A 16,487-nucleotide genomic window follows, 5' to 3' on the forward strand; every position below is an offset into this window, starting at 1 on the left:
TGTCGGTCGAACGGGAGTCTCGATCGGGTGACTGCGGCGGCTTCCGCGCGTGGAAGCAGGGCCTCCTGGTAGCTCGGGGGTGCGATCCCATTCCGAGTGGTTCCCGGAGGCCCTGTTGTCTATGTTGTACGTGCCCGGGCACGTTGACTTCAACTCGCCCGCCGTGTCGTGCGATTGCCTCGCGCATGTGTACAGCAACGCGGCCGACCATCCCGACCGGGTGCGCCGGTATCCGTCGGACATGACGGACGCGGAGTGGGTGGCCGTCCGGCCGTTGCTGCCGGTGCCGGCCTGGTTCCAGGGGCGGGTGGACGGCCCGAGGGCTACTGTCATCGGCAGTTGTTGGACGCGATCCGCTACCTGGTCGCGGGCGGGATCTCGTGGCGGGCGATACCCGCGGACTTCCCCGATTGGGGCCGGGTCTACGCCTTCTTCCGCCGCTGACGCGAGCACGGTCTGATCGCCGAGTTCCACGACCGGCTGCGCGGGACGGTCCGTGAGCGCGAGGGCCGTGAGGCCGAGCCCACGGCGGGGATCATCGACGCGCAGTCAGTGAAGGCCGCGGCCTCGGTGCCGGCCGCCTCACGCGGCTACGACGGCGGGAAGAAGGTGCCGGGCCGCAAGCGGCACATTGTGACCGACACCCTCGGCCTGCTCCTGGTCGTCGCGGTCACGGCTGCGAACATCGGCGACCGGGACGCCGCGGCGGGCCTGCTGATGCGGCTGCGCCGTATGCACCGCGACATCACCCTCGTGTGGGCCGACGGCGGGTACACCGGCGGCCTTGTCGGCTGGTGCCGGGACAAGCTCGCTCTGACCCTGGAGATCCTCAAGCGCACCGACGACATGGCAGGGTTCATGGTGCTGCCGAGGCGGTGGGTGGCAGAGCGCACGCTCGCGTGGTTGATGCATTCACACCGCCTGGCCCGGGACTACGAGACCCTGACCGCCACCAGCGAAGCGATGATCCGGTAGTCGATGGTCACGCGGACGAGCCGGCGTCTGGCGCGGCCTCGGGCCACCAACCGGCACTGAACCGCCGACGCCTCCAGGAGGAGCCACCCGCGCTCCGCCAGGCGCCGGGCTTTCGACCGCAGCCCCTCGACCTTCGCCGACGTCGCGTCAAGGCCCAGCTCCACCGCGATCTCCTTGGCCCGAAGCGGTCCGTGACCCGTGGATCGCTGCTGTTCCAGCACGCCCAGAATGCGCTGATAGTCCGGCGCCAGAACCGTCACCGGCAGCCCTTCTCGCCAGGGCGGCACCGTCGAGCCCGGCACCGGCGCGAGCGACAGCACCGCTTTCTCCTCGGCCTCGGTCCCGGCGGTGGTCTCGGCAGCCGAGGCTGCCAGGGCCTCGACCAGTTCTTCCCGCGCGATCACCCGCCGGTCCAGCTCGATCTCGGCAGCCTCCAACACTTCAGCCAACCGGGCGACTTCCTCCCGTAGTCCTTCCACCCGCACAGGGGCCGCTGTCTCCCGCTCCTCCAGCATTCCCAGCACCGGCGCCATCGCGCACCCCTCGCTCACGGAGTGGAAACAAGACGCCGGATGCCCCTCTCATTCCGAGCCACACCATGCCTGACCAGTAGAAATCAACGGATCACGTTCGGTTGAGATACAACTTCTCAGGGTGGGAGGTGACCCCGTTTCACGGGGTCTGGGCCTTCGGCCCGTTGGGCGGATCCGCTTCGCTCCCCCGCCCCAGGCCCTCCGGCTTCGCCTCCAGGGCCAGCCCGCTCCGCAAGTGCCGGCCCGGCGTCAAGTCTCTCTCGGAACCACGCGTGCATTGTCGATGTACAGGTGCAGTGCGCCGTCTTCCGGACATCTCAAGCCAACCGAGATACTTCGTACCAAACCGTCCTTGGCGAGAATGTACGCAACGGCCACCTCAAAGACAACGTGCCCTGCTGGGCACCTGCAGATGTCCGACGCCTCGCCGGAAGGCCCGGATGAGATCGCCGGCAGTGGAGCATCGGACGGGATGAGCTTCCATGGGTACGCACCGGGATGTGCGCCTTCTTCCCCGTCCGCTACTCCGATCGGTATGAGGCAGCCGAAGCAGTAACACTCGTGAGCCATCACCTGGAACTCGCCGCACCCGTCCGGACTGCACAGTTCACATATGGCGGACACTGCCACGACCTGTTCATCCGGCAGCAGCCCGCGCACTGCCCTCTTGACCAACGCCAGCAGGTCGTCGCGTCCCGTGCCCGCTTCGACTACCCGTCCTGCGGTCCATGCGTCTTTTTGTTCCACGGTCCAGATCGTCGCACGTACACGGCGGAGGGTCTTTTCTTGGTTTCGGAGGCAGGATTCCTCCTGTCTCCGAAACTGCCGACCACGGTGACGTGACAAGTAGCAGCGGATAGGTCAGCAGAGAAGGGGCCGTGGCGGCGACGAGACGGAGTGGCAGCGCCAGCAGTAACACCACCACCCCCTGCGCCGGAGCTGCCCCTCGTGCAGCCGTGCGATGCCACGGCGTGGTGTGCGCCGTCGCTGTCGCACGGGGCGGTAGAGATGGTGCATGGCCCGCTTCCCGGGCCGCTCCTCACGTGAGCGGCGACAGCAGCCGCCGGGCTCGTGGGGGCCGTCGACGCGGCGTACGGGACCGGTGGCGAACGTTCGCAGCGTCGCCGGTCAGATGTTCGTGCTGCAGGTACTGATCGTCGTCGTGCTCGTCGTGGCCGCCGTGGTGACGCTGGTGTTCAAGGCGCGCGCCGACAGGTTCCAGGCGGCGCGCGCCCGCTCGCTGGCAGCCGCCGAGTCCTTCGCGCACGGGCCCAGCCTGCCGGCCGTGTTGCGCGGTCCCGATCCGAGTGCGGTGCTCCAGCCGCTGGCCGAGAGCGCCCGCCGGGCGGCCGGCGTCGACTTCATCGTGGTGATGAACAGGGACGGCATCCGCTACACAAGCCCCAGGCCCGACTGGATCGGCAAGAAGTTCGTCGGCACCATCGGGCCGTCGCTCGACGGCCGCGTCACCATCGAGGAGGTCCAAGGCCCCATGGCGGCCGAAGTGCAGGCCGTCGTCCCTGTGTCGGACGGCGGCAGGGTCGTGGGCATGGTGTCGGCCGGCCTCAACCCCGGCAAGGTGAGCAGCGCCATCAACCGACAGCTCCCGTACGTCCTCGGTGCCGGTGCCGCCGCCCTCGGCCTGGCGACGGCCGGGACGGCCCTGGTGAGCAGACGGCTGCGGCGGCAGACCCTCGGCCTGGACCCGGCCGAGATGACGCGGATGTACGAGCACCACGACGCCGTCCTGCACGCGGTGCGCGAAGGTGTGGTCATCGTCGGCGGCGACGGCACGGCCGTGCTCGTCAACGACGAGGCGCGTCGTCTCCTCGAACTCGCCAGGGACGCGGAGGGACGCCCCGTCTCCGGTCTCGGCCTGGACCCCCGGATGACGGACCTGCTCGCGTCAGGCCGAGCGGTCACCGACGAGGTGCTGCCGGTCGGCGGTCGGCTGCTGGCGGTGAACAACCGGCCCACCTACCCCGATGAGGACGCCGGCGGCAGCGTGGCCACGCTGCGCGACTCCACCGAGCTCCGCGAACTCGCCGGAAGGGCCGAGGTGGCCCAGAGCCGGCTGCGGCTGCTGTACGAGGCGAGCGTGGCCATCGGCACGACCCTGGACGTCTCGCGCACGGCCGAGGAGCTCACCGAGGTGGCCACACGGTGGTTCGCCGACTACGCTTCCGTCGACCTCGCCGATCCCGTCCTGCGCGGCGACGAGCCACCCCCCGGCTCGTACCCGCGAGCACCGGAGCTGCACCGGGTGGCGGTCACCGGCGCCTACGGCGGCCCCCCGCTCTACCAGGTGGGCGAGGTCTACGCGTACCACCCGAGCACCCCCATGGCCCGGGTTCTCGCCGGCGGACGCCCCGTGCTGGTGCCCGACGTGGCGGCCGCCGCCGAATGGCGCGCGGGTGATCCCGAACGTACACGGAAGATCCTGGAACTCGGCCTCCGCTCACTCATCACCGTGCCGCTCACGGCACGCGGGGTCCTGATGGGCGTCGCCAACTTCTGGCGAACGGCTGACAGCCCTCGCCTCGACCAGGACGACCTGGTACTGGCCGAGGAGCTGGCGGCGCGGGCAGCCGTCTGCGTCGACAACGCCCGCCGCTTCACCCGCGAACACGCCATGGCGGTCACTCTGCAACGCAGCCTGCTCCCCCGCAAGCTGCCCGAGCAGAACGCCCTCGACGTCGCCCATCGATATCTGCCCGCCCGGAGCGGGGTGGGCGGCGACTGGTTCGACGTCATCCCACTCCCCGGGGCCCGCGTCGCACTCGTCGTCGGCGACGTCGTCGGACACGGACTGCACGCCGCCGCCACCATGGGCCGGCTGCGCACGGCCGTACAGAACTTCTCCACCCTCGACCTGCCCCCGGACGAACTCCTCGGCCATCTCGACGAGCTCGTCTGCGGCATCGACTACGACACGGCCCCGGCGGGGGACGAACCCGCCGTCACAGGCGCCACATGCCTGTACGCGATCTACGACCCCACGGACGGGACCTGCATCCTGGCCCGCGCCGGCCACCCTCTCCCCGCGCTCGTCCGCCCCGACGGCACCGTCGATTTCCCCGAGCTCCCCGCAGGACCACCGCTCGGCCTGGGCGGCCTGCCCTTCGAAGCGGCGGAACTGCACCTCCCCGAGGGCAGCAGCCTCGCTCTCTACACCGACGGTCTCGTCGGGGGACGCGAGCGCGACATCGGCAGCGGCCTGGCGATCCTCAGGACGGCACTGGGAGTGCCCGGCCGCATGCCCGAGGAGACCTGCGAGGCTGTGCTCGGGGCCCTCCCTCCCGACCGTCGCAGCGACGACATCGCCCTCCTCGTCGCCCGCACCCGCCGCATGGACGCCGACCGAATCGCCGCATGGGACGTCCCCTGCGAGCCCTCCGCCGTGGCCGGGGCCCGCGCCGACATCACACGGCAACTGACCGAGTGGGGCCTGGAGGAGACGGTCTTCACCACGGAGCTGATCCTCAGCGAGCTGATCACCAACGCCATCCGCCACGCCGCCGGACCCATCGGCGTCCGCCTCCTCTACGATCGCACCCTGATCTGCGAGGTCTCCGACACCAGCAGCACCTCACCCCACCTGCGCTACGCCGCCGACGAGGACGAGGGCGGGCGCGGCCTCTTCCTCGTCTCCCAGCTCACCGACCGCTGGGGCACCCGGTACTACGCCCGGGGCAAAATCATCTGGGCGGAGCAAGCACTGCCGTAGCCGGGAACGGGAACTACCGGATCTTGCCTTGCAGGGGTCCTTCGACAACTTCCCAGTGCTGTGACTGGGAAGGTTCACCGGGGTGGGGTCGTGGTGGTGGATGACGTCGCAGGGTCGCTGCTGGGCTGCTTCGAAATCGTTGGACGCCCTTGGGTTAGTCAGCGAGCATCCGTAGGTGACAGATGAAGCCGATCACGGGAGACCGTTCACGCGGAGCCCGAGGTGCGTACGTTTTGTCGAGCTGTCCGGCGGGGCGATGTCCGCTTTGCTCGATGGTGACCTGTCCGAAGCCAGCAGAGTGGCCGGGGTTTCGCTCACCAAGTACTTCGTGACCGACAGAGCACGGTGGCTATGGCGGTTCCGGCTCGGCCAGATGACCGCCGATCCCGGCCAGGCACGGTGGATGGTGCGACAAGCGGTCGTCGGCGAGAACGGTCTCGTCGTCGGACATGCCGGGTTCCACGGACCGCCCGATGAGGTCGGCATGGTCGAGATCGGCTACTCCGTCGCTCCCGACTTCCGCCGCCAGGGATATGCCCGATCCGCGCTGATCGAGTTGCTCCGCCGGGCAGCGGCCGAAGCCGCAGTCACGACTGTGCGGGCGACGATCAGCCCCGGCAACGTGGCATCCCTGGCCACGATCTCGGGCTTCGGTTTCGTTGAAGTCGGAGAGCAGTGGGACGAGGAGGACGGTCGTGAACTCGTCTTCGAGGTTCCTGCCCGCCGGGTTCCACCCTCTTGATGGGAAGGTTCACGGCATAACACCGAGCTGTGACCGGGGCGCCCGCCGCGGTGGTCACTCTGCGGCAGCGAGTGGGCGCCTGCCCCAGCGGATGCCTTTCACACTGCGGATGCGAGCGCGCTCGCGGCGTTGAGCGGCGAGCACATCGGAGTGGCGGGCGTTGGCGTTGCGCCAGATCAGGTAGTGGTGCAGGGCCTGGGTCTGTGCAGGGTGGCTGCGGTGGTTCGAGTTGGCCGGCGTGAACTGCCGCAGCGGGCCCGAAGTGAGCCTCGATCGGGTTGGCCCAGGAGGCGTCGGTCGGTCGGTCGGAGCCGAAGGGAACCTCTTCACCTGTCGCCCATCAAGAGCGAGGAGAAAGACCCGCCCCCTGGTACGTCGCCATCCCCATCAGGACCGCGTCGGCGATCCCCATCGCGTACCCATCAGCCGTCACGGCCTCGGGCTCGAAGAAGGCCGCTGCCGGCAGCGGGCCGGAAACGACCCGATCCCCGCACCCAGGCCGGCCGCCCCCGCGGCCATCACTGCCACCGACCGGCCACCTGCAAGAAACCCGAAGCAAGCTCCGCCCACCGCCGCACACGTCACCAGCACGAACGTGACCAGCAAGTGGACGCGGGGCGCGAGGGGGGCTTCATGGTCAGCAGTATGCACGCGACCACCGCGGCCCCATGGCCGCCGTCACGAACCCAACGGCAGCATCGGCTCCGCTCCGGCGAGCGCGGACGCGCCAAGGGGCGTGACCATCTCCAGGGCGCTGTCGTTGGACCACACAGCGGCGGCCGCCTTCGTGCGAACCCGGGTGCACACGCACGGAACCCGGCCGCCGCACCACAAGGCTCCGGCCGGTCCACACCTCCCAACCAGTCGGCCCGGAGCGAGCCGGTCGCCTGAGGAATGCGGCACCGCGCATTGGCCGCCGACACACCACGGTCGGTGACCGTGGTCGTCGACTCCCCGGCCATCCAGGCCGGCGCCACCGTCCCCAGGGCGACGGCCGGCTGACGACACGGGCAGAAGCGACCGGTCACAAGTGGTCCTGGCCGTGGACGCCCGGCGGCTGCCGGTGAGCAGGTGGGCAGGTGGGCAGGTGGGTCATGGTCCGGCTCCTGTCATCCGGCCAGTCCCCGGAGCAGGCCCTCCAGATCGCGCTCGCCGTCGCGGGTCTGGGCACCGTGGGCCAGCCCGCCGCGGATCAACCGCTCGGCCACGGGTGAAACGACCTGGCCCGCCCAGGCGTCGTGCTCCCGCAGGAGACCTTCGTCCAGGTCCTCGGGGACGATGGCGCGCTTGGCCGCCGCGATCACGCCCTCGGGCAGGGTGGCGATGTTGCGGGCGAGGCGATCGACGATGTCGTCGAGCTCGTCAGCAGGGACTGCCCGGTTGACCCAGCCGTAGCGCTCTGCGGTTTCGGCGTCGTACAGGTCGGCACTCAGTACCGACTCCAGGGCGCGATTGCGGCCGATCCGGCCGGCGAGGTACTGCGTGCCTCCTCCGCCGGGAATGATGCCCATGAGAGCTTCGATCTGGCCTATGCCGGCGCGACCGATCGCTGCGAACGCCATGTCCGCGGCCGTGACGAACTCTGCCCCTCCTCCGCGCGCCATCCCGGCAAGCTTGACGATGGTCACCTGGGGCTGGTGCCGGAGCAGTTCCCCCAGGGCCTGGAAGACGTTGACGCCGTCCGGAAGATCTGCCGCGAACTTCTCGAAGGCGTCCGGCGTGTCGACGAGCGACATATCGACGTGGGCTATGAAGAACTCTGGGTTAGCGCTGTCGAACACGATCACCCGAACCGATTCGTCGTCCCTCAAAGTGGTCAGCAGGTGCCGGAGGTCGGCCATCAGGGCAACGTTCAGGACATTGACGGGTGGGTTGTCGAGGGTGACGCGGGCGATGCCGTCCTCGCGGCTCACCCGCAGGGTCGCGTAGGCGTCGTGGGTCATGGAGGGCTCCGATCGGTACCAGGTGTGCATCTAGGTTCCTGATGCATACTTACGGTGCGCTGGCGGGCGACCGGCGTCAATAACGCACTTTCAGCATCGCAAGGATCGCGAAGGATACCGATATGGATATTCCTGAAACCGGCGCCGGCGCCGGCAACGACACCGTCTACCGGTCCGACTGCCCCAGCCGCCCGATCCTCGACCAGATCGCTGACAAGTGGTCGATGATGGTGATGGCAGTCCTCGACAAGCCCACTCGGTTCAACGAGATCAAGCGCCGCCTTGAGGGCGTGACCCAGCGGGTCTTGACCCAGACCCTGCGCCGCCTGGAGCGCAACGGGATGATCGTGCGCCGCGTGCTGCCGACCTCGCCGGTCGGGGTCGAGTACTCCCTCACCCCGCTCGGCGAATCCCTGCGGGAGCCGTTCGGCCAGTTGTACGACTGGACGGTCAAGAACGCAGACGAGATCCGGGCGCACCAAATGGACTATGACCGACGCGTTCAGAGCTGATAAGGCGTGCCCGAGAGCCCCATTGTCCTGAGCTGACTCGCTCTGGGTGCCGCTTCGGCGTACCGCCCCGCCCCTCCGAGTTGGACTGATCGTGAACTGCCATCGAAACCGGTGCATAAGTGCTGTCACTCGGCTCGACATCGATGCAGCCAAGTCTCAACGAGTAATTAGTGGGGGCTCTGGATTAGTCGTCGAGATCCAGGTAGCCGATGTCGGTGCAGCCGAAGCGGGCGCTGGTCTCCACCGTGATGCCGATGCCGGTGCCGGTGCCGATGGCGGCCTGCCGCTGCCGGCGCTTGCGGACTGCGGTCGCCAGCTGGCCCGTACGGCCGCGCCGATCTTCGCGGCGATGTCCTTCGGCGAGTGCTTGCGGGCACCGCGGCGGTAGCGGTTGACGGAGCCCGCAGTAACGCCGAGCTCCGCCGCGACGGCCTTCGCGGACTTCGGCTGCTTGAGCAGGAAGCCGATCTGAGCCTTGAGCGTCGTTGGGCGGCTCTCGGGTGAACGTCTCCTGGTCGGCGCGCTCGATCGCGTCGTCGATCTCTCTCCCCCCACACACAGCCCCACCCTTCGTCCAGAACGCGGGGAGAGCGGCAGTGCCGACGGTCATGACGGCATCCTCGCACGCGCTCTTCACCCGCGCTCCTGATGAGTGCGCGGCCGCCGACTTGGCGTCCCGCCATCCGGTCTGACGTGCTGGAACATTCTTACTTGACTTGTGGGTAACTTATCGGTGATCTTACTCTCATCCACGCGGACGCTTTCAGCGCGCGACCGGTCAGGTCGTTGTGCCGATGCCGTCTGCCCGTCCCATGGATGAGGTTCTTCATGTCTGGAATCCGCAGCGCTTCCCGCCTTGTTTGTTCCGTTTTATCGGCTCTTGCCTTGACGCTGACCGTCAGCTCCACCACTGCCTCCGCCGCCTCGGCTGCTGACCGCCCCTCCACGGTCAGCAGCGGCTGGAACGACTACAACTGCAAGCCCTCCGCCGCCCACCCACGCCCCGTCGTCCTGGTGCACGGCACGCTCGGCAACTCCGTCGACAACTGGCTCGTGATGGCGCCCTACCTGGTCAAGCGCGGCTACTGCGTCTTCTCCCTCGACTACGGCAAGCTGCCCGGCGTGCCGGTCTTCTACGGCCTCGGCCCAATCGCCAAGTCGGCCGAAGAGCTCTCCGTCTTCGTCGACAAGGTGCGCACGGCCACCGGCGTCGACAAGGTCGACATGGTCGGCCACTCGCAGGGCGGCATGATGCCGCGCTACTACATCAACTTCCTGGGTGGCGCCGACAAGGTGAACCACCTCATCGGCCTCGCCCCGTCCAGCCACGGCACGACCATGATGGGCCTGACCAAGCTGATGGACGCCGTCCCGGGGGCCCGTAAGGCACTCGGCGGCATGGCCCCCGGCCTCACCGACCAGGCCCTCGGCTCCGAGTTCCTCAAGCGCCTGAACTCCAGCCCCGACACCATGCCCGGGGTCGAGTACTCGGTCATCGCCACCAAGTACGACCAGGTCGTCACGCCGCACGGCACGAACTTCCTGTCGGGCCCGAACGTCCGCAACATCATGCTCCAGGACCTCTGCGCCCTCGACCTCTCCGAGCACATTTCGATCGGGAGCATCGACCGCATCGTCGTCCACAAGGTCGCCAACCTCCTCGACCCGGCCAACGCCGAACCCACCACCTGCGCGTCGGTCGTGAGCTGACACCAGCGTTCTCGCCGGGCCGGGGCGGTGACGCCCCGGCCCGGTCGCACCGAAGCCATACAGGTCGAGCTGTCGGACGAGACCGACGTCGGCCTGAGCCTTGTGCGACCGCGACCGTGAGCGCGACATCCAGCGGGGCCTTGCCCGGATCGTGCACCACCCGCCGGTTGCACCACAGTGCCGGAGCCGCCGAAACCGCCGTGCCCAGGCCACTCTTGCGAGCGGTCTCCACCAGTATCACAGCCTGATGAACGGCTGCTTCACGCCTCGTCGTTCGCAGCAGTGACAGTCGCATACGCCGAGCACCGTCCGGACTACGCGCAGGCCGCGATGCACAGGTCGCGGTGCGCTGGACGCTCGAGCCTGTGCCCGGCACGCGCGTGCTCGACTTGGGCGCCGACAGCGGCAAGCTGACCGCCACGCTGGTCACGCTGGGTTCCGAGGTCATTGCAGTCGAGCCCACAGTCGAGCCCGACCCGGACATGCTGACCGAGCTGAGCCGCTCCCTGCCGGCTGTCCGTGCCCGCCGTGCAGCTCCGAGGCGATGCCACTGCCGGACGCCCATCATGCCGTGCCGGCCGGCAACGCAATGTACTGGTTCGATATGGCGGTCGCGGATCCCGAGATCGCCAGGCCCTCGCACCCAGCGGCTTCCTGGCCGGCCTACGGAACCTCATGGACGGCCAGGTCGAGTGGGTTGCCCGGCTCCCGCGGGTCAGCGGGAGCGCAGCCATCGGCCCGCGCGACACGCCCACCCACTGGCGCGCTGCAACGGCCGACAGGCACCTTCCCAAGTCTGGTACGGCCGCCTGGTTCGGCTTACCGGAGCGGACCGAATTCCCGCACGGGCAGCCCCGCACCGCCGACTCGCTCGTAGCGACCATCGCGCCGCGCGCAGGGGTGCTCGTCATGCCAGATCAGGAACAAAAGCCGCGCCGGGACGGATCCGCGCAGTCCTAGCAAGTAGGCCTGAGGCCGCCCGCGGCGAGTTCACTCTCCCCATGCTGACCGGCTTGCTGCGCATTCGGCGGCTGTAAAACATCACGTCGGCACTCATGCCTGAGGACTGACTCAAGTGAGAAGTGCCTCCGGCTGGTGCGGGGACGAGTGCCTGGACAACCCTCGTGCTCACTGGCCAGAGGCGCCTTTCGCTGAGCAGGCCACCTTCCGGAGAGCCGTTTCAGGAAAGGCGCGGGGCCAAGCCCTCAACGGGCCGAAACCTCCTGTGGGTTCGGACCGTAGGCGTTCTCGTGTGGCTTGCCGGCCGCAACCCAGAACACGATCAGGACGATGAGGCCCACGATCGGAATCAGGCCAATCAGCAGCCACCAGCCCGACCGGTCGGTGTCGTGCAGGCGCCGGACGCTGACAGCGAGGCTGGGCAGGAGCACGGCGACGTCGTAGACGGTTTCGATGATCATGCCCGTGCCGAGTAGAGCGTCGATGACGGCCAGCACGACGCTGATGACGAGGCTGACCAGAGTGAACATCCAGAATTCGGGGCGGCTCGCCCTTCCGCTGAACGTCGCGTATTTCTTGAGCACATCCACATACCAGTGCACCTGCGCCCCCAAGAGCCGCGGCTGGCCCGTCCACATGGACCGGGCCTCATCCCGAACGTAGGTGGCTCAAAGAGGTCGGTCAACGGTCGTGAAGATGCGGGCAACAGCGCCAGCAGAGCGCTCCCGGGCTCCTGCGTGCGCGCACCGGCATACACGAGCCCCCGTGCGGGCGGCGTGGCCCTCGGGCCGCGCCGGGAGCCGGTCACCCGGCGGTTCGAAGCCGTCGGACTGCCGGTTCCGGAGGGCGCCCAGGAGGGCTAGCGAACGCGGGGGGGCGAGAAGGCCTCAGCGACGGCCTCAGCGGGGGAACGGCCAGGGCAGCGAGTCGCGTCGTCACCCCACCCGACGCTTATGCCGCGTGGGAGACGTCGCCGTGGATCCGGCACAGAAGGCACTCGAAGTGCATGGCGTAGCCGATGCAGTAGGAGTCCTTCGTCTCCAGGACCCAATCATGAACTTGGAAAACCAAGCCGCACGGAGTGACTGACACGGCAGTCCGAGGTTGACCGGCCAGCGCCGCCGTACCCAGTGATTCCGTCCGCGGGAAAGCCTCCTCCGTCAGAGGCCCACCGGCGCCGCCTTCAGCGAAACCTGACCTCCGTGTCGAAGAGCTTCTCCCCCCGCCGGGACCGGAGAGATTCCCAGCACCTCCGTGACCAAAGCGGCGCCCTCCTCGGTCAGTGAGACGCATCGGACTCCGGACCACCCGGGGCCTCGGCCCGAGAGCGCCCGGACAGGGTGCACGTGATGAAGGAGAAGCCGTTCGCCACCGACCCGCACGAGGCCACCGAACTGGCCGCCCTGTGTGAAGAAGAATCGACCTGCTGATCTGATGCCTCGGCCTGCCCGACCGCGTCGTAGCGCACACCTCGGCTGCCGCCGCAACGGGCGCCGTCTACGACGCCGAGGACACCGTGCTGGTCCACCTCGCCTACGACCACGGCCTGTACGGATCGCTGCTGGTCTCCCGCTCCGCGGGCCCCAAGACCGAGCGCCTGGCAGTCACCGGACCGCACGGCACCGTGGCCGTCGGGCGCGGTGCCGTGCGCCGCCTGGATTCGGCCGGGCAGGTGGGGCCGGGCAGGTGGTCGAGTCGCTGCTGCACATCCACCCGCTCGCCGCCGTACTCGCCCATGCTCAGCTGCCCCGCCTCGACGGCCACTGGCGGTCACCATCGGGCCGGACCCCGGAGAACTGGTGACAGTTGAATGCGCGAGCGCACCAGTATCATGACCGGAATCGCTTCGCGATCGCCGCCGTGATCGCGTCCGGGGTGTGCTCCTGAATGAAGTGCCGCGCATGTGGCAGCTCGACTATGTCCAGATCCGTGAAGGCGGCACGCATCCGCGGGATAGAGGCGTTCGGACGGAACACCATGTCCTGCATTCCCCATACCAACAGGGTCGGCTTGTCGCCGAGCAGGGCGGGAACGTCTCGGGCAAGCTGGTCCAGCAGCGGGCGTGCGGCACGAATTTCCTTGGGCGTCATGGCGAGTCCGCGCCGGGCTTCCGCGGTGGGCTGCACCGCGCGGTAGTGGTCAGCCTCTGCCGGGGTGAGCTTGTGCCCCAGTTCTGCGAGCAGGACGCGCTCGACGAGGAAATTCTGGTCGAGTATCCGCCGCTGCATCGGACGGCTACCCATGATCACGCTGAAGGCCCGGTTCGCCATCGCTTCGATCGGCCAGAACAGGGTGTTACCCAGCACGATCCCCCTCACCCGGTCCGCGCGCGCGGTGACCGCGCCCAGCCCGATGGGTCCGCCCCAATCGTGTCCCATCACAACGAAGTCGTCGAGCTGCAGGTGATCGATCAGCTCGCCGAGCACCGCGGTGTGCTCAGCGATGGTGTAGCCGAAGCCCGCAGGACGTTCGGACAATCCGAAACCCAGGTAGTCGACGGCGACACACCGATACCGGTCGCGCAGGTCCTTCACGATGTGGCGGTAGAGGAAACTCCACGCCGGAGCACCATGACAGAACAGGATCGTTGGTCCGGTCCCCTCGTCAATGTAGTGAACCCTGCCGACGGATGAGTCAAACCAACACGACTCAAAAGGGTACAGATTCCCGTCGGGAACGAAGTCGATCAGCATTGGGCCCTCCCTCGGTGCCGGGCTACATAGTGTCCCGGCCTCGTCGCACGCGGCAACGATCAGAGCCATCGTTCATCATCCGGAACGACTGGATCCGAGTCGAACTCGTACCCCGTCAACGGCCCTTCGGGGAAGACCGTCACTCGCGCGTCTGCCGCCAGAACGGCCTCCACGTAGCCGTTGCGCACCTGCCGCACATGCCCTGCCGCCCTCCACCAGCACATCACCACTTGCCCGGACTCAACTACCCAACCCCCTCACCCGAAGTCACTGCCCGAGGCTGCTGGTGGGCCAATACACGACAGTTGAATACGCGAGCCCACCAGTATCAACCCGCATCACGCGGGCAGGGCGTCCCAGGTAACGAGGACTTCGGCGACTTCCGGCACTCGGCGGTGATGCCGCAGGGCGGCCAGGACCACATCGCCGCGTTCGGCCGCGCGCGGACGGGACCGAGGACGCGATCTCAAGCATGCGGTGCGCCTCTGCGGCGGCTTCTTCCGTCCCGTTCGCGTCCGGGAGCGCAGTGACCGACCAGGACCGGCACAGGGCGTACTCGCGGACGTGGGTCGGGGCGCATCCGGGCCACAGCCGGCCGGCGGCTTCGCCCGCGGCGCGTCGGCGATCTGCTCCAACGCCTCGCCCATCGACCATCGCCCACCAGGCGCCTCGGCGGCCCCCGGCCAGCACGCTCGTCCAGGCCGGACAGGCCGCCAGCGGCGACCGCGTCACCAGGGGAACACCCCCTGCCGGCTGCGGCCGCACATACCAGTTCCAGGTCCAGCGGGTGTTGCCGGTGTCCGCCGCCCAGTAGCCCCAGGGGAGCCGAGCGAGCGGGCGGCCAAGGAGGCGTCGCCAGCCTGGCGGGCGGCCGAGGCGCCGAGGTGACAGACGTCCACTTAATAAATGAACCACCATTTATTAACGTGCTACAGTCGATCACGAGAGGAGGAACCCATGCCACGACCACGCGCCACCAGCGACGCCGAGATCCTCGCCGCCACCGCGCGCGCCATCGGCGCCCACGGCCCCGGCAGGCTCACACTGGCGCACGTCGGCGCCGAGGCGGGAGTCTCTCCGGCGACGCTGTCGCAGCGCTTCGGGTCCAAGCGGGGCCTGCTGCTGGCCTTCGCTGCGGACGCCGCCGGGAACGCCGCCGCGCCCTACCGGAGGGCGCGGACCGCGCACGACTCGCCCCTGGCGGCCCTGCACGCCGTCGCCGACGAGTTCGCCGGTTACATGTCCACCCCCGAGGAGATGGCCAATCACCTCGCCATGCTCCAGCTCGACCTCTCCGATCCAGAGTTCCGCGTCCATGCCGCCGAGCACACCCGCGCGGTCGACGCAGCACTGCAAGAACTACTCACCGAGGCCGTCGCGAGAGGCGAGCTCCCGTCCGGCACGGACGTGCCGCGCCTCGCGCGCGCCGTCCAGATCACCACCGACGGTTCCCTGCTGCGGTGGGCCCTCACCGGCGACGGCGATCCCGCCGCCCTTCTCCACGACGACCTCGACCACCTGCTGAGGAGCACCCCGTGACCTTCACTGCCACCGTCTTCATAGGCACCAGCCTCGACGGTTACATCGCCCGCCCCGACGACGACATCGAATGGCTGACCTCGCGCGGCGAGCGGGCCGGCGACATGGGTTTCTTCGAGTTCCTCGGCTCGGTCGACGCCGTGATCATGGGTCGCAACACCTACGACAAGGTCGTCGGCTTCGGCGAGGAGAACTGGCACTACGGCGACCGCCACGTCGGCGTCCTGAGCACGACCCTTCCCGAGGACGCCGACCCGCGCATCACCGTCTACCGCGACATGGACAGCCTCGTCGCCGACCTTGACAAGCGCGGGATCAAGCACGTCTACCCCGACGGTGGACGCCTCGTCCAAAGCTTCATCCGCGCCGGACGCGTCGATGCGTTCATCATCAGCGTCGCCCCGGTCCTGATCGGCGCCGGTCACCGTCTCTTCGGCGAGCTGACCGAGGACGTCCCGCTTCGCCTGGACTCGGCCACCGACGTCGGCGGCTTCGCGCAGCTGCGCTACGCCGTGGAGAAGTAACGGCGCATCCGGGCGGGCCGGTGATGTCGCAGTCGATCTGACACTGCCAGCTGAACACCGTCGTGGCCGTGGTGCGTTGTACGACGCGTTGTACGACGTGTCGTACAACGCGTTGAACCACGGCCGCACCAAGCTGGACGGGCCGCGCCGGGCACTGGCTGCATGGCTGCGGCCGGGTCCCAGGGCGAGGCGCTCGCTTGTCCATAGCCAGGCGGAAGGTGCCGTACGGGTTGACGTTGGACCAGAACAGAGCGGTCAGGCCGTGCCGGTCGTCGTCGCTCAGCCTCTTCGCCCAGGCCGGTTCGGCCAGAGCCTGTTGAACCAGCAACGTCTTGACGTGCGCGATCTCGGACTGGAGCAGGTGCATGGTGAGCGCGAAGGCCTACCTGTCGAACGCCAATAATCGACGACCCCGAAGCGGCGCCTAGCTTCCTCCGGGAACGGAGGCCGCTGTCATGACCAGACCCCGGGCCCGCCACCAAGCCACTCGATCTGTTGCGGATCATCCAGCTGAACCTCGTGCGGGTCCGCGCCCGCACGCCTCAAGAACACCAGAACATCAACGACGCTGTACGCCACGCCCAGCATCTCAGCGCCTACCGTCACCCTCCGGCCACCCGACGGCGACG

The 16,487-nt window shown here is 68.5% G+C and carries 12 protein-coding genes and 2 pseudogenes; 8 read left to right on the plus strand and 6 right to left on the minus strand.

The features are described 5' to 3' along the window. Positions 1–339 precede the first annotated feature (339 nt). Positions 340–444 (plus strand): transposase, encoded by a 105-nt coding sequence (locus V7793_RS02195; protein WP_335581151.1) that lies wholly within the window; start codon positions 340–342, stop codon positions 442–444. Between the two features lie 108 nt (positions 445–552). Further along, positions 553–975, plus strand: a complete 423-nt coding sequence (locus V7793_RS02200) for a transposase (protein ID WP_335581152.1) — start codon at positions 553–555, stop codon at positions 973–975. Here the strand turns inward: V7793_RS02200 and V7793_RS02205 are convergent. Then, positions 933–1,508: a hypothetical protein gene (locus V7793_RS02205; RefSeq protein ID WP_335581153.1), complete on the minus strand. Its 576-nt coding sequence runs from the start codon at positions 1,506–1,508 to the stop codon at positions 933–935. The two genes, V7793_RS02200 and V7793_RS02205, sit on opposite strands and share 43 nt — an antisense overlap. A 1,015-nt stretch (positions 1,509–2,523) precedes the next feature. Between V7793_RS02205 and V7793_RS02210 the strand changes: the two genes are divergently transcribed. Both V7793_RS02210 and V7793_RS02215 read left to right on the plus strand, forming a co-directional pair. After that, a complete protein-coding gene (locus V7793_RS02210; RefSeq protein ID WP_443057827.1) occupies positions 2,524–5,235 on the plus strand; it encodes a SpoIIE family protein phosphatase in 2,712 nt (903 codons plus the stop codon). A 256-nt stretch (positions 5,236–5,491) separates the two neighbouring features. Beyond that, complete coding sequence (locus tag V7793_RS02215; RefSeq protein WP_335581208.1) at positions 5,492–5,977, plus strand: GNAT family N-acetyltransferase; 486 nt, start codon at positions 5,492–5,494, stop codon at positions 5,975–5,977. Between the two features lie 54 nt (positions 5,978–6,031). On the opposite strand, the pseudogene V7793_RS02220 reads toward V7793_RS02215, so the two are convergent. Then, a pseudogene (locus V7793_RS02220) lies at positions 6,032–6,278 on the minus strand (IS630 family transposase); the annotation flags it as partial. 808 nt (positions 6,279–7,086) lie between these two features. Next, on the minus strand, positions 7,087–7,920 hold the full coding sequence (locus tag V7793_RS02225) for an enoyl-CoA hydratase/isomerase family protein (protein WP_335581154.1): 834 nt from the start codon (positions 7,918–7,920) through the stop codon (positions 7,087–7,089). A 122-nt stretch (positions 7,921–8,042) separates the two neighbouring features. On the opposite strand from V7793_RS02225, the gene V7793_RS02230 reads away from it, so the two are divergent. Next, positions 8,043–8,432 (plus strand): winged helix-turn-helix transcriptional regulator, encoded by a 390-nt coding sequence (locus V7793_RS02230; protein ID WP_335581155.1) that lies wholly within the window; start codon positions 8,043–8,045, stop codon positions 8,430–8,432. Positions 8,433–8,646: 214 nt separating this feature from the next. Here V7793_RS02230 and tpg read toward each other — a convergent pair. Continuing rightward, a pseudogene (tpg, locus tag V7793_RS02235) lies at positions 8,647–8,991 on the minus strand (telomere-protecting terminal protein Tpg); the annotation flags it as partial. 269 nt (positions 8,992–9,260) lie between these two features. On the opposite strand from tpg, the gene V7793_RS02240 reads away from it, so the two are divergent. Further along, positions 9,261–10,142 (plus strand): esterase/lipase family protein, encoded by an 882-nt coding sequence (locus tag V7793_RS02240; protein ID WP_335581156.1) that lies wholly within the window; start codon positions 9,261–9,263, stop codon positions 10,140–10,142. A 1,205-nt stretch (positions 10,143–11,347) separates the two neighbouring features. On the opposite strand, the gene V7793_RS02250 is transcribed toward V7793_RS02240, so the two are convergent. Together V7793_RS02250 and V7793_RS02255 are read right to left on the minus strand one after the other, a co-directional pair. Next, positions 11,348–11,704, minus strand: coding sequence for a DUF805 domain-containing protein (locus V7793_RS02250; RefSeq protein WP_335581209.1), 357 nt, complete (start codon positions 11,702–11,704; stop codon positions 11,348–11,350). Positions 11,705–12,931: 1,227 nt separating this feature from the next. Continuing rightward, positions 12,932–13,795 (minus strand): haloalkane dehalogenase, encoded by an 864-nt coding sequence (locus V7793_RS02255; RefSeq protein WP_335581157.1) that lies wholly within the window; start codon positions 13,793–13,795, stop codon positions 12,932–12,934. Between the two features lie 957 nt (positions 13,796–14,752). On the opposite strand from V7793_RS02255, the gene V7793_RS02260 reads away from it, so the two are divergent. Both V7793_RS02260 and V7793_RS02265 read left to right on the plus strand, forming a co-directional pair. Then, positions 14,753–15,334, plus strand: a complete 582-nt coding sequence (locus tag V7793_RS02260; protein WP_335581158.1) for a TetR/AcrR family transcriptional regulator — start codon at positions 14,753–14,755, stop codon at positions 15,332–15,334. Further along, complete coding sequence (locus tag V7793_RS02265; RefSeq protein ID WP_335581159.1) at positions 15,331–15,858, plus strand: dihydrofolate reductase family protein; 528 nt, start codon at positions 15,331–15,333, stop codon at positions 15,856–15,858. The genes V7793_RS02260 and V7793_RS02265 overlap by 4 nt, the downstream gene beginning before the upstream one ends. Positions 15,859–16,487 lie beyond the last annotated feature (629 nt).

It is taken from the genome of Streptomyces sp. KLMMK (assembly GCF_036961605.1).
Taxonomy (GTDB): domain Bacteria; phylum Actinomycetota; class Actinomycetes; order Streptomycetales; family Streptomycetaceae; genus Streptomyces; species Streptomyces telluris.

Bases quoted from the DNA above. Each gene is read 5' to 3' on its own strand.
- V7793_RS02205 (WP_335581153.1), bottom strand. From the start codon at position 1,508: ATGGCGCCGGTGCTGGGAATGCTGGAGGAGCGGGAGACAGCGGCCCCT.
- V7793_RS02210 (WP_443057827.1), top strand. From the start codon at position 2,524: ATGGCCCGCTTCCCGGGCCGCTCCTCACGTGAGCGGCGACAGCAGCCG.
- V7793_RS02215 (WP_335581208.1), top strand. From the start codon at position 5,492: ATGTCCGCTTTGCTCGATGGTGACCTGTCCGAAGCCAGCAGAGTGGCC.
- V7793_RS02225 (WP_335581154.1), bottom strand. From the start codon at position 7,920: ATGACCCACGACGCCTACGCGACCCTGCGGGTGAGCCGCGAGGACGGC.
- V7793_RS02230 (WP_335581155.1), top strand. From the start codon at position 8,043: ATGGATATTCCTGAAACCGGCGCCGGCGCCGGCAACGACACCGTCTAC.
- V7793_RS02240 (WP_335581156.1), top strand. From the start codon at position 9,261: ATGTCTGGAATCCGCAGCGCTTCCCGCCTTGTTTGTTCCGTTTTATCG.
- V7793_RS02255 (WP_335581157.1), bottom strand. From the start codon at position 13,795: ATGCTGATCGACTTCGTTCCCGACGGGAATCTGTACCCTTTTGAGTCG.
- V7793_RS02260 (WP_335581158.1), top strand. From the start codon at position 14,753: ATGCCACGACCACGCGCCACCAGCGACGCCGAGATCCTCGCCGCCACC.